The sequence below is a fragment of the Phaeobacter sp. SYSU ZJ3003 genome (assembly GCF_041300735.1).
Classification (GTDB): domain Bacteria; phylum Pseudomonadota; class Alphaproteobacteria; order Rhodobacterales; family Rhodobacteraceae; genus Phycobacter; species Phycobacter gallaeciensis_A.
This window is the reverse complement of sequence record NZ_PXNU01000023.1, coordinates 1-12250: the sequence shown is the minus strand read 5'-3', so window position 1 is coordinate 12250 and position 12250 is coordinate 1. Positions and strand designations below refer to the sequence as shown.

The following is a 12250-nucleotide window of genomic DNA, read 5'->3' as shown; positions in this document are numbered from 1 at the left end:
AGGTTCAGCCGTTCAGGCGCGCCAGCAGTGCCGCGCGATCAAGGGAAAACCCCGAGGCGATCCAATCCGATTCCAGCTGTTTCAGCGCCGCGCCCAGCGCCGCACCACTAAGGTCTGGCATCAGGTCCCGCGCCGCCACCGGGCAGGTCTGGCTGCTGCCATGAGTTGCTGCCGCAAGCGCGTCCGGCGCCAGGGGTTGCTCGAGCAGTGCCGCCCGCAGGAGCAGCGCATCGCGCCCCTGATCCGCGCCCAGCCGATACCCCAGCTCACCCGCGCCCAGGGTGCCGGTTGCAGCCTCATAAAGGCGTTCCAGCCTGCGCGCCTGTTCCTTGCTGAGCCGGAGCGATTCCTGCAGGTCTGCGCCGCCACTGATCGCAGCCAGCCGCCGGATCGGATCGGCAGGCATCCCAGCCTCGCCCTCAAGATGGACAAGCGGCGCCAGAGCGCGGTCATCCGCACCCGGCAGGATCTGTCCCAGAACCCCGGTCTGGCGCATCACCGCCACCTCAGGCGCCGGATCCGGCGCGCCGAGCAGCTTCAACAGTTCTGCCCCCACCCGTTCGCGCGACAATTTTCCCAGCCCGTCGAGGTTAGCCGCAATCGCAGCAAGCGCATCGGGATCGAAACCTGCAGCCTGATCGCCATACCAGGCATGGAATCGGAAATAGCGTAGCGAGCGCAGGTAATCCTCGCGGATGCGGTGGTCTGCTGTGCCGATAAACCGGATGCGCCGGGCCTGAAGGTCGGGCATCCCGCCCAAAGGATCGACAATGCTGCCGTCTGGGCGCGCATAAAGCGCGTTCACGGTAAAATCCCGGCGCGCGGCGTCCTCGGCGATATCGGTGGAAAAGGCAACGACGGCGCGGCGGCCATCGGTGTCCACATCCTTGCGAAAGGTGGTGATCTCATGCGGGATACCGGCCTTGATCAGCGTCACGGTGCCATGGTCGATGCCGGTCGGAACGGCGCGGATCCCGGCCTGTTCGGCCAGCGCCAGCACGGTGTCCGGCGGCACATCCGTGGCGATATCAAGATCGGAAACTGGCACCCCCAGCAGTGCATTGCGCACGCATCCGCCCACGAACAGCACTTGCGCGCCCGCCTCTGTCAGCGCGGCGCAGACGGCCTGCGTCTCGGGCGCATGCAGCCAGGGTTGGTCGATCCGCATCAGCTCTGCATCCGGTCTGCAAACTGGCGCAACATCCGCGCGGTGGCCCCCCAGATGTAATAGGGACCATAGGGCACAGTGTAATACCGCCGCCGCGTACCCCGCCAGCGGCGCGATTCGATGATGTAATTGGCCGGATCCAGAACATGAGAGAGCGGCACAGAAAAGACCTCGGCCACCTCGCCCGCCTCGGGGCGGATGTCAAACTCTGACCTCAGCAGTGCCACCACCGGCGTGACGGTGAAACTGGTGACCGTTTCATGGGTCGGCAGCGCGCCCAGAACCTCGGGCAGATCCTGCGGCAGACCGATCTCCTCCCAGGCTTCGCGCAGGGCGGTATGGATGACATCCCGGTCGCCCTCGTCCACCTTGCCGCCCGGAAAGGCGATCTGCCCCGGGTGGTGTTTGAGCGCAGAAGACCGTTTTGTCAGGATGACCCGCGGGGCACCTGAGGCCAACGAGATCGGCACCAGAACGCCGGCCGGGCGCAGCTTGCGCGCCTGCGGCAGGGACATCTCCGGATTGAGGTCAAAATCCGAGGACCCCGCATCCGGGCGGCTTTGCACGGCCATGGAAAGGCGCAGTTTCAGGTCCTCGGGAGTGTCATACATATTGTCGGTCGCTCAGCTCGCTTTGGTCAGGACGGCGGATTTTCGGCCTCAAAGCCCAGCGTCTTCGGGTCCAGATCGTAATGGGCGCCGCAGAACTGGCAATCGGCGGTCACCCGGCCGTCCTCTGTGGTCATCGTCTCCAGATCCTTGGCCGAGTAGATCGACAGGCTGTTGCGCACCCGCTCTTCCGAGCAGGTACAGCCAAACTGCACCGCCTGCGCATCATAGACGCGCGGCTGTTCCTCGTGGAACAGTCGGACCAGAAGATCGGTCGGCGAGACCGTTGGGCCGATCAGTTCCAGATCCTCAACCGTGGCCAGCAGCATATTGACCCGGTTCCAGTTTTCCGCGGTCTCTTCCGGGATCAGATCCGCCGCATTGAGGATATCCCCGGTGCCCTGCAGTTCTGCCGCAAAGGGCGACGCCTTGGGCATGTGTTGCAGCATCATGCCACCCGCGCGCCAGCGTTCGGAAACGCCCGGCTCGGAAGATTTCCCAAAGCTGAGGCTGAACCGCGTGGGCAGCTGCTCGGACTGGGCGAAATAGGCCTCGGCGCAGGCCGAAAGCGAGCCGCCCGCCAGCGGTGTGATCCCTTGATAGGGCTGCATATCGTGGCCCTGGTCGATCATGATGGCAAAATACCCCTCGCCCACCTGATCAAAGGGCAGGCCGGGCTCCAGCCGGGAGGGATCATAGCTGGCATAGGCGCGGATCCGGGCCGGATCGCCTTCTTTTTCAGGGGCGTAGTAATCGGTGGCGATCATCCGCACGGCGGCGCCCTTGGACTGCACCTGCAGCGACAGTTTCCAGCGCAGTTTGATGGTCTGGCCGATCAGAGCAGTCAGCAGGGCCATTTCGGCCACCAGCGCCTCCACCTGGGGCGGATAGTCGTGCTGTTTCAGAATACCATCCAGAACGCCGTCAAGACGCGCGACGCGGCCGCGCATGTCCGAGGCATCAAGCTGGAAGGGCAGGACCGTATCGTCCCACGCGATTTTCGAACCAAGTGTCATGGGGTTTCCTTACACGCCGGAGGTTGGCATATCGAGCCTATATAGGGTTTTGCCATTCGGAGTGAAGGGGGCGCATGTGATCAGACGTTTTGGAAAGCCGCCCGAAGCGGGGCGAAGCTACAGGCTGCGGCCCGGAATCTATGCGCTGCTTCCGCGCGACGGGCAATTGCTGCTGACCTGCCAGCTGGATCCGGGGCCGGACATCCAGCTGCCCGGAGGCGGCATCGACCCCGGCGAATCGCCCCTGCCCGCGCTGCATCGGGAGGTTTATGAGGAAACCGGATGGAGTATCGCCGCGCCACGTCGCCTTGGTGCGTTCCGGCGGTTCGTCTTCATGCCGGAATACGATCTCTGGGCGGAGAAACTCTGCCATATCTATATGGCCCGTCCGCTGCAGCGCTTGGGCCCTCCGCTGGAGCCCGGCCACGAGGCGCTGTGGATGCCCGCTGATGAAGCCGTTACGCACCTCGGCAACCCCGGGGATCGCCATTTTGCCGCCCGGTTCTGCCCGTAGGGAAAATGAGGACCGTCCACCACACAACATAGCCCCGGGGGCACTCCCGCGCGTGACTTGAACGGCCCACTGGGCCTTCGGTCCCCCTTGGGCATGGCAGCGCGCAAGCGCGCTGCGGTGGGATTCCATAGGGTTGGTTGTGTATATGAGTGGCGTTAGAAGCGTGACCGCTGCACGCCCTGGCGTGCAGCCCGACCCAACAAGAGCCGATGATCGTTGATCATCAGGCGATTGGCGGGAGAGCCCTGCCGAGGCGATCCCGGTGCAGGGATACGGTCCGGATTACGGTCCTTCGTATTCGAACAGGGTGGCGGAAACGTCATCCTCCAGCCCGTGCTCTGGCGACAGGATCTGGGTCAGGTTCCAGTAGAGATCGTCCAGGAACTCCTTGCCGGACTGGCTGCTGTCGCATTTGCGGATCAGTTCGAGCAGCCCCTCGGCCTCCAGCATCTCACCGGATTCCAGGCGCGCTTCGGTAAAACCATCGGAGTAAAGCAGCAGCCGGTCGCCCTTTTCCATCACCAGCTCTTCCTGGCTGTAGCCGATATCCGGCACCAGACCGACGGGGACCCCGCCTTTGCCGATGAATTCAGCGGTTCCATCCTTGCGCAGCAGCAAGGGGTGCGGATGCCCGGCCTGCACCATCTTCAGCACGCCGCTGCGCAAATCGACGATGCAATAGGCCATGGTGAAGTATTCTTCGATGCCGGTATCCGCGATCAGGCGGGCGTTCAGCATGCTGGCCACCTCTTCCGGCTGCCGCAGCGCATAGAATCGGTTGAACCGCTTTTCCATGCCGACGTTCTGGTCGAAATAGGTCGAGGACAGGTAGCCACCCAGTCGTGCGGTCATCATCGCCGAGGTGATACCGTGGCCCGATACGTCGATGGAATAGAAGCCGATTCGGTTGACGCCCGGACAAAACATGCCCACCAAATCGCCACCGATATGGCCACAAGGCTTCAAAAGCAGGCTGACGGTCGAGGAGCCAAACGACTTGGACAGCTCCGGCACCAGTGATTCCTGAATCTTGCGCGCCTGAATCAGATCCTTGTCGATCGCATCATAAACCCGCTGCAGCTCACCCAGGGTTTCCGAGACGATCCGGTTCTTTTCCGACAGTTCCCGCTGCATCCGCAGGATCCGTTCTCCGGCCGAAATCCGCGCCCGCAGCTCATCCGAGCTGACCGGTTTGGTGAGGAAATCATCAGCCCCTGCATCCAGGCCTTCGGCGACTTCGTTCTTTTCGCTCTTGGAGGTTAGAAGAATAAAATAGCTATATTTATCAGTGCCCTGAGCCCGGAATTCACGGCAGAACTCGATACCGTTCATGCCAGGCATCATCCAGTCGCTGAGGATAAGATCCGGCGGATCGTTCCGGCAGATTTCCATCGCCTGTTCGCCGCCCTCGGCTTCCAGAACGTCAAAACCCCATTTCTTCAGAGACGCGACAAGAATCCGGCGCTGCAGCCGACTATCATCGACAACCAGCACACGGTTGATCGATCCGCTCATAGCGTCTTCCTCATGGTCCACGGGACTGTCTGGCAGCAACTAACGACACCTCAATACACTAGCAAGGAATTTGCCCACAATAGCGGGCATTATCCAGCCAGTTCTTTAACAGGTTATGAAGCGGAAAGATTGAACTCACCACCTGCTTTCACTTTAAATTTACCCGTGGGACGTTATGAAATACTTACCGGGAAACAAGAAGCAGGACTTGGATTATGATTAACTGGCCTCGCGTCAAGGAACTTCGCCAGGAAGTAGGGGAAGAGGACTTCGATGAGGTTGTGGAGCTCTTCCTGGAGGAGGTAGAGGGCGTCATCAGCAAACTTCGCACTGGAGATCGCGGCGCCTTGGAGCAAGACCTTCATTTCCTCAAAGGCAGCGCAATGAATCTGGGTTTTGATGCCTTCTCTGACCTCTGTCTTGCCGGGGAGCGCCAGTCGGCAAGCGGCGCCGCCGGATCGGTCGATCTGGACGCGGTGATCTCTGCCTATGAAAAATCCAAGACGCAGTTTCTGGCAGAGCTGCCCAACCTGAGTTGACCGACTGTCGGCCTCAGCTACCGGTCTGAGCGTACCCCCTCTGCCTGAGAAGAACCTTTCAGATCAGAAACTGCGCCAGCGTTTCGTCATTGGTGATATCGGTATAGGTCATGCCTGCCTCATCCAGGCGGGCAAAAAGCGCGGCGAAATTCTCCGGGCGCTTGGTTTCGATCCCGATCAGAACCGAGCCGAAGTTGCGCGCCGACTTCTTCAGGTACTCAAACCGCGCAATATCATCCTCGGGGCCAAGGATGTTGAGGAACTCCTTCAGCGCGCCGGGCCGTTGCGGCAGACGCAGCAGGAAGTATTTCTTGATGCCCGAATAGCGCAGCGCCCGTTCCTTGACCTCTGGCAGACGTTCGAAATCGAAATTTCCGCCAGAGGTGACACAGACCACGCTTTTGCCGCGAATCCAGGAGCGCACATCGTTCAGCGCCTCGACCGACAGCGCGCCAGCGGGTTCCAGCACGATGCCTTCGACATTCAGCATCTCGATGATGGTGGTGCAGATCCGGTCCTCTGAAATGGCGATCACATCCGGCAGCGGGATGTGTTTCAGAAGGTCAAAGGGCTGCGCGCCGATGGTGCCCACCGCGGCGCCATCGACAAAGGTATCAACCTTGTCCAGCGCCACCGGATGCCCCGCCGTCAGCGCCGCGCGCAGGCAGGCCCCGCCTGTGGGTTCGGCAAAGAGGCAATGCACCGCATCGCCAAAAAAGGTCGCAACGCCCGAGGACATGCCCCCCCCGCCCACCGGCAAAATCACATGGTCGGGGATCCCGCCAAGCTGCTCTTCGATTTCCACCGCGATCGAGGCCTGACCTTCGATCACATCGCTGTCGTCAAAGGGCGACAGGAAATGGCCCCCTTCGCGCGCGCACCACTCTTGTGCAGCAGACAGCGTGTCGTCGAAATAGTCGCCGATCAGGTGCACCTCGATATTGTCACCGCCGAACATGCGGGTCTTCTGGATCTTCTGCTGCGGCGTTGTCACCGGCATGAAGATCACCCCGCGCTTGCCCAGATGCTTGCACATGAAGGCAACGCCCTGCGCGTGGTTGCCGGCTGAGGCGCAGACAAAGAGATCCTGATCGGGCTGCTTGCGCATGGCGTTAAGCGCGCCGCGAATCTTGTAGGAGCGGACCGGGCTCAGATCCTCGCGCTTGAGGTAGATATCCGCCCCGAAGCGTTCGGAAAGGTGGACATTGCGCTGCAAAGGCGTTGCGGGAAACACCTCGCGCATGGCCGCCTCGGCGGCGCGGGCGGCATCTGTGAACCGGGTCTGAAAATCGCTCATACCCTTTCAGTGGCGCAAGCCCGCCCCCAAGGCAAGGGGCAGGCGCAAAGCATGCAAAAGAATACCGGTGAGCGGGTCGTCGTCAGATCGGGCGCCCCTGCACGTAATGGCCATAAAGGGTGGTCAGGATACTCACATTAACCAGCGTCATCACCAACGCCGCGCCAAGCGAGAAGATGAAGCCAAGCGGCGCAAAGACCATCATCGAGGCCCCGACGATGAACTGCAGCAACAACTGCACGAGGATCAGAACCACGAACAGCATGATCGCCGTTCCCGCCGTCCCGCGCGTCGCCTGTAGAGACTGGCTCATGCTGAGCCGTTCGCCGATGGCCGCCGCCGGCAACATGGGCAACAGCCGGAACAGAAAAACGCCCACAAAAACAAAGGCCGCAATGGCCAGGATCATCGCGATAACGGGCGGAAAGACCGCAGCAGACATCATCACGACCATTCCGATGACAACAGCGGAAACAAGCCCCATCACAAGCGCAAGGATCAGAGACACACCGATGTAGGCCAGGATGCGCCCGCCACGAAAAGGCGGGATCCAGCCTTGGGGATATTCCTCAAGCAACACGAAACGGTGCCAGTTCACAAACACCCAGAGCTCCAGGATGATGAAAACCACGGCAGCCAGAAACAGCGGACCGGCAAGGGCAGGATCCACGGTCGGAACGCCGTTTGCGTCCATATGCATGGCTTCTGACATCAGCCCACCAAGGAAGGCCACAAACAGCACAACTCCGATCAAAACGGGCACAAGAGCGATGCGGAGGGCGTCGCGCCAGTTGCGCAGCACCATGTTGAGGGAATGCGAAAATATCTTCCAACTGATCACGGGAAATGTCTCCTGAAAAACAACTTTCCTTTCTTCTTGCACGTATTGCGCGCAGCAAGACAAGGAAAACCCGGCGAACCTTGCCCTTCTCTGCAAAACCCGCTACCCCGCAAACGTTCTGATCAAGAGGAAAACCCATGTCCGCGCCCAAAAAAGTTGTGCTGGCCTACTCTGGCGGCCTTGATACGTCGATCATCCTGAAATGGCTGCAGACCGAATATGGCTGCGAGGTGGTGACCTTTACCGCCGATCTGGGCCAGGGCGAAGAGCTGGAGCCCGCCCGCAAGAAGGCCGAGATGCTGGGCATCAAGCCGGAAAACATCTACATCGAAGACGTCCGCGAAGAGTTCGTGAAAGACTTCGTCTTCCCGATGTTCCGTGGCAATGCGCTCTATGAGGGCGAGTACCTCTTGGGCACCTCGATTGCGCGCCCGCTGATCTCCAAGCGCCTCGTGGAAATCGCCGCTGAAACCGGCGCCGATGCCGTGGCCCACGGCGCCACCGGCAAGGGCAACGACCAGGTGCGTTTCGAACTGGCGGCCTATGCGCTGAACCCCGACATCAAGGTGATCGCCCCCTGGCGCGAATGGGACCTGACCTCGCGCACGCGCCTCTTGGAATTCGCCGAGAAGAACCAGATCCCGATCGCCAAGGACAAGCGCGGCGAAGCGCCTTTCTCGGTCGATGCGAACCTGCTGCACACCTCTTCCGAGGGCAAAGTGCTGGAAGATCCCGCCGAACAGGCCCCCGATTACGTCTACCAGCGCACCGTGAACCCCGAGGATGCACCGGATACGCCGGAAATCATCACCATCGGTTTCGAGCAGGGCGATGCGGTTTCGATCAACGGCGAGGCGATGAGCCCGGCCACCATCCTGACCGCGCTGAACGACTATGGCCGCAAGCATGGCATTGGCCGTCTGGATTTCGTGGAAAACCGCTTTGTCGGCATGAAATCCCGCGGCATCTACGAGACCCCCGGCGGTACCATCCTGCTGCAGGCGCACCGCGGTATCGAGCAGATCACTCTCGACAGTGGCGCAGGCCACCTGAAGGATTCGATCATGCCCCGCTATGCCGAGCTGATCTACAACGGTTTCTGGTACAGCCCCGAGCGTGAAATGCTGCAGGCCCTGATCGACAAGAGCCAAGAACACGTCACCGGTACCGTGACCCTGAAACTCTACAAAGGGTCGGTCTTTGTGGTGGCACGTGATTCCGAGCATTCGCTCTACTCCGAGGCCCACGTGACCTTTGAAGAAGACGCCGGCGCCTACAATCAGGAAGACGCGGCAGGCTTTATCCAGCTGAACGCCCTGCGCCTGAAACTGCTGGCCGCACGCGACCGTCGGCTGAAAAAATGAGTGACGACTACGACATAGACGGCGATTTCGAGGACGATTTCGAAGAAGAGCTGGAAATGTTCGTCGAAGCCCAGGACACGGTCTGGTCCGATGTCCTGAGCGAACTTTCTGTGGGTAAAAAGACGAGCCACTGGATGTGGTTCGTCTTCCCGCAACTGGCCGAGCTTGGCAAATCCCACATGGCACAGCTTTACGGGATCGAGGATCTGGCCGAGGCCAAGGCCTATCTTGGCCACGAGGTCCTCAGCGCTCGCCTAGTCGAAGTCGCCCGCCTGATGCTGTCGCACGCGGATCAGGACGCCGCCGAGATCCTCGGCAAGGTCGACGCCAAGAAACTGCGCTCTTCCATGACGCTGTTTGCCGCCGTGCCGGATGCACCGGGCGAATTCAAACAGGTCCTTGATGAATTTTACAGCGGCAGCCCCTGTCCGCTGACGATCGAGGCACTGGCAAGCGCCTGAGGCTCGCCTCCCGCTTGGTCATGCTTGCCCAGCGCAAATCCCTTGCCTAACGCTCACGTCAGGCAAGAGGAGATTCCCTGATGGCACTTCACGACATCGCCGCCGGTATCCAGTCCGGCCTATCCGGAAAAAGCTTTGACGGCTCGCTGAAATTCGACTGCGGCGAGGAGGGCGTCATCGTCCTGGCCGACGGCACCGCGACCACTGAAGACAGCGACACCGACTGCACCCTGCGCCTGTCGGAAGAAAATCTGAAAAAGCTGCTGACCGGCAAGCTGAACCCGATGACCGCCGTGATGATGGGCAAGATCAAGATCACCGGCGACATGGGCGTGGCGATGAAACTGGGCAAGCTGATCGGCTGACCAGCCTGCCCGTGAAGCGGCCTTAGATCTTCACCGCCTTCAACTGCTCGTAATAGGGCATCGCCTCCTCCAGCACCGGTTGCAGGTGTTCGGGCACCTCGGGCAGATCGCCTTCGGCACCGGCAAAACCGGTAGAGGTCCAGACCGCGCCATACCAGACCTCGGCCCAGACGCCATCGTCCTTGTGGCCGCCCTTGGGCCAGCTCAGCATCTTGGGCGAATAGGCAAGGCCGATGGCATCGCACATCTGTTCCAGCTTGGCTGCGGGGTCCTGGCGGATGTCATAGCTGTCCACCACTACCGGCTCCTGCCCCCAGCTGCGGCAAAGCTCATAGAGTTCAGCCTGCTGACGAAAGCCGATATCGTCCAGGTTGGGATTCTCGCGTTTCGCCGCATAAGAGGCGATGACCCGCGCTGGGTGACGGATCAGGAAGACATTCGTCACCTCCCGCATCCAGTCGCGCGGCATGCCGGGGATCATGTGCTGACTCATATGCTTTTGATAATAAACCGGTTTTGCAGCCGGAATATCTCCGATCAGCATATCGGCCACCACTTTGGGATCCTGGCTCTGGCTGTCCATGATCTCTTCGCGCATGGGATGGTCGAGGCCGGTCATCTTCAGATAGGCGGCGTAAAAGGGCTCATCGACCACCGCGCAATCGCCACGGTTGCCAAAGGAATACATCATCGCCGTCGAGAGGTTCCGCGGCCCCGACCACATTGCAATCCGCATCAGGCGCACTCCTGCTCGATCAGACCCTTGTAGAGCGCCCTGATCCGTTTGGTCACCGGACCCATTTCGCCCGTGCCGATCTGGCGTCCGTCGATATCGCCCACCGGGGTTTGCGCGCCGAAGGTGCCGGTCAGAAACGCCTCGTCGGCGCCATAGGTGTCGACCAGCGAATAGTTGCGTTCATGCACGGGGATGTCATTGGCGCGACACAGATCGATCACCTTTTGCCGGGTGATGCCGTTCATGCAGTAATCCCCGGTCGAGGTCCAAACCTCGCCACCGCGCACGATGAAGAAGTTGCAGGCGTTGGTGGTGTTCACAAAGCCGTTCACATCCAGCATCAGCCCTTCGTCCGCGCCCGCCTTTTCGGCGGCGATGCAGGCCAGGATACAGTTTAGTTTGGAATGGGAGTTCAGCTTGGGGTCCTGGCTCATCGGCAGGCCGCGAATATGGGGCACGGTCGCGAGCCGGATCGGGCGCGGCAGATGCGGGCGGGAATGCTCCATGATGATGACCATGGTCGGCCCCTGCTGCGACAGGCTGGGGTGCTGGAAGGGCCGCGTTTTCGGGCCGCGCGTCACCATCAGCCGGGCGTGGGCATCCGTGGTCATGCCGTTGGCCTTCTGCGTGTCCAGCACCGCCTGTTTCACCCCCTCCGGGGTCAGGCCGATGTCCAGATCTATGGCCTTTGCTGCCTCGAACAGACGGTTCAGGTGTTCGTCGATGAAGGCCCAGGTGCCGTTGTAAAGGCGCAGCCCTTCCCAGACGCCGTCACCCAGCATGAAACCGCTGTCATAGACGCTGACGGTGGCCTCGGCCTTGGGCACGATCTTCCCGTTCAGATAGATGAGGATCTCTTCGTTGCGCTGATCTTCTTCAGCCTGATGGGTACTCATTTTTTCAGTCATAGGACCCTCCTTTTGCGGCACGCTAGCCAGATTGGATCCAATTTCCAAGCGATAACTTGCGCTCACCAGTGCGTGACATTTGATGACATGGGTTGAGCGCAGGCGCGCCCGGCGGCAGGGTTTCAAAAAACGGAGGCGATGATGAAGACATTGCATCACATCAAACAGGTTTCCCTGGCCATCCTGATCCTGGCTGCGGGCCTGTTGCGCGGATATGAAGCCCATGCGGCCGAGCAGGAAACGCTGACCGTAGCGGGCGGCTGTTTCTGGTGCGTCGAGAGCGATTTTGAATCGGTTCCCGGCGTCTCCGAGGCCGTTTCTGGCTACACCGGCGGCACCACCAAGAACCCCACCTACAAGGAGGTCGGCCGTGGCGGCACCGGTCATTACGAGGCGGTGCAGATCACCTTTGACCCGGCCAAGGTAAGTCGCGCGCATCTGCTGGATCTGTTTTTTCGCTCCGTCGACCCTACCGATCCGGGCGGCCAATTCTGCGATCGCGGCGAAAGCTACCGTACCGCCGTTTTCGTGTCCTCCGACGCGGAAAAAACAACCGCAGACCAGGCAAAGGCCAAGGCGCAGGCAGAGCTGGGGCAGACCATCGTCACGCCAGTCCTGCCAGCCGGTCCCTTTTACCGGGCCGAGGATTACCATCAGGATTATTACAAGGGCGACAATCTGGTCTTTACCCGCTTTGGCCCCAAGAGACAGTCCAGCGCCTATAAACGCTACCGTGAAGCCTGCGGCCGCGATGCCCGTGTGCGGCAGCTGTGGGGGGATGCAGCGCCCTTTGCCAACGCTCACTAGGCGAAACACCACTGGCCCAAACCTTATTGGACCAGTTCCCGCACGCTAGGGTCAGGATTCATAACCAAAAGATGACGAGAGCCGCGAGCGCGATGGCAGAGAGAAACACCT

The 12250-nt window shown here is 60.8% G+C and carries 14 protein-coding genes; 6 read left to right on the top strand and 8 right to left on the bottom strand.

Going from position 1 to position 12250, the window contains the following annotated elements; all coding sequences use genetic code 11:
* Window positions 1-4 precede the first annotated feature (4 nt).
* The 3 genes from C6W91_RS10150 to C6W91_RS10140 all read right to left on the bottom strand — a co-directional run bounded on the left by C6W91_RS10150 (window position 5) and on the right by C6W91_RS10140 (window position 2792).
* Window positions 5-1168 carry a CCA tRNA nucleotidyltransferase gene (locus tag C6W91_RS10150; protein WP_274837870.1) on the bottom strand — a complete coding sequence of 388 codons (1164 nt, stop codon included), beginning with the start codon at window positions 1166-1168 and terminating at the stop codon, window positions 5-7.
* Window positions 1168-1740, bottom strand: a complete 573-nt coding sequence (locus tag C6W91_RS10145; protein WP_370570793.1) for a CoA pyrophosphatase — start codon at window positions 1738-1740, stop codon at window positions 1168-1170. Before C6W91_RS10145 ends, C6W91_RS10150 begins: the two co-directional genes overlap by 1 nt.
* Before the next feature lie 65 nt (window positions 1741-1805).
* The gene (locus C6W91_RS10140; RefSeq protein WP_274829333.1) at window positions 1806-2792 is read right to left on the bottom strand and encodes an Hsp33 family molecular chaperone HslO; all 987 of its coding nucleotides are present in this window, start codon (window positions 2790-2792) and stop codon (window positions 1806-1808) included.
* Window positions 2793-2868: 76 nt separating this feature from the next.
* Here C6W91_RS10140 and C6W91_RS10135 point away from each other — a divergent pair, with 76 nt between their 5' ends.
* On the top strand, window positions 2869-3306 hold the full coding sequence (locus tag C6W91_RS10135; RefSeq protein WP_274837868.1) for an NUDIX hydrolase: 438 nt from the start codon (window positions 2869-2871) through the stop codon (window positions 3304-3306).
* 282 nt (window positions 3307-3588) lie between these two features.
* On the opposite strand, the gene C6W91_RS10130 is transcribed toward C6W91_RS10135, so the two are convergent.
* Complete coding sequence (locus C6W91_RS10130; RefSeq protein WP_370570785.1) at window positions 3589-4821, bottom strand: PP2C family protein-serine/threonine phosphatase; 1233 nt, start codon at window positions 4819-4821, stop codon at window positions 3589-3591.
* Between the two features lie 215 nt (window positions 4822-5036).
* On the opposite strand from C6W91_RS10130, the gene C6W91_RS10125 reads away from it, so the two are divergent.
* Window positions 5037-5360, top strand: coding sequence for an Hpt domain-containing protein (locus C6W91_RS10125; RefSeq protein ID WP_065272056.1), 324 nt, complete (start codon window positions 5037-5039; stop codon window positions 5358-5360).
* A gap of 58 nt (window positions 5361-5418) precedes the next feature.
* Here C6W91_RS10125 and ilvA read toward each other — a convergent pair whose 3' ends face one another.
* Both ilvA and C6W91_RS10115 read right to left on the bottom strand, forming a co-directional pair.
* Window positions 5419-6657, bottom strand: a complete 1239-nt coding sequence (ilvA, locus tag C6W91_RS10120) for a threonine ammonia-lyase IlvA (RefSeq protein ID WP_274837866.1) — start codon at window positions 6655-6657, stop codon at window positions 5419-5421.
* Between the two features lie 82 nt (window positions 6658-6739).
* A complete protein-coding gene (locus tag C6W91_RS10115) occupies window positions 6740-7498 on the bottom strand; it encodes a hypothetical protein (RefSeq protein WP_274831729.1) in 759 nt (252 codons plus the stop codon).
* Between the two features lie 137 nt (window positions 7499-7635).
* Here C6W91_RS10115 and C6W91_RS10110 point away from each other — a divergent pair, with 137 nt between their 5' ends.
* From C6W91_RS10110 to C6W91_RS10100, 3 genes are all read left to right on the top strand, one after another.
* Entirely contained in the window at window positions 7636-8862 is a 1227-nt protein-coding gene (locus C6W91_RS10110) for an argininosuccinate synthase (RefSeq protein WP_274831730.1), read from the top strand.
* Complete coding sequence (locus tag C6W91_RS10105) at window positions 8859-9323, top strand: DUF1810 domain-containing protein (RefSeq protein ID WP_274836047.1); 465 nt, start codon at window positions 8859-8861, stop codon at window positions 9321-9323. Before C6W91_RS10110 ends, C6W91_RS10105 begins: the two co-directional genes overlap by 4 nt.
* A gap of 80 nt (window positions 9324-9403) precedes the next feature.
* Window positions 9404-9688, top strand: a complete 285-nt coding sequence (locus C6W91_RS10100) for an SCP2 sterol-binding domain-containing protein (RefSeq protein WP_274836046.1) — start codon at window positions 9404-9406, stop codon at window positions 9686-9688.
* Between the two features lie 22 nt (window positions 9689-9710).
* Here the strand turns inward: C6W91_RS10100 and C6W91_RS10095 are convergent, their stop codons facing one another.
* Window positions 9711-10424, bottom strand: coding sequence for an HAD family hydrolase (locus C6W91_RS10095; protein ID WP_274836044.1), 714 nt, complete (start codon window positions 10422-10424; stop codon window positions 9711-9713).
* Window positions 10424-11332 (bottom strand): D-amino acid aminotransferase, encoded by a 909-nt coding sequence (locus tag C6W91_RS10090; protein WP_065272049.1) that lies wholly within the window; start codon window positions 11330-11332, stop codon window positions 10424-10426. Before C6W91_RS10090 ends, C6W91_RS10095 begins: the two co-directional genes overlap by 1 nt.
* A 141-nt stretch (window positions 11333-11473) precedes the next feature.
* Between C6W91_RS10090 and msrA the strand changes: the two genes are divergently transcribed.
* Window positions 11474-12139 carry a peptide-methionine (S)-S-oxide reductase MsrA gene (gene msrA, locus C6W91_RS10085; protein WP_065273652.1) on the top strand — a complete coding sequence of 222 codons (666 nt, stop codon included), beginning with the start codon at window positions 11474-11476 and terminating at the stop codon, window positions 12137-12139.
* Window positions 12140-12250 lie beyond the last annotated feature (111 nt).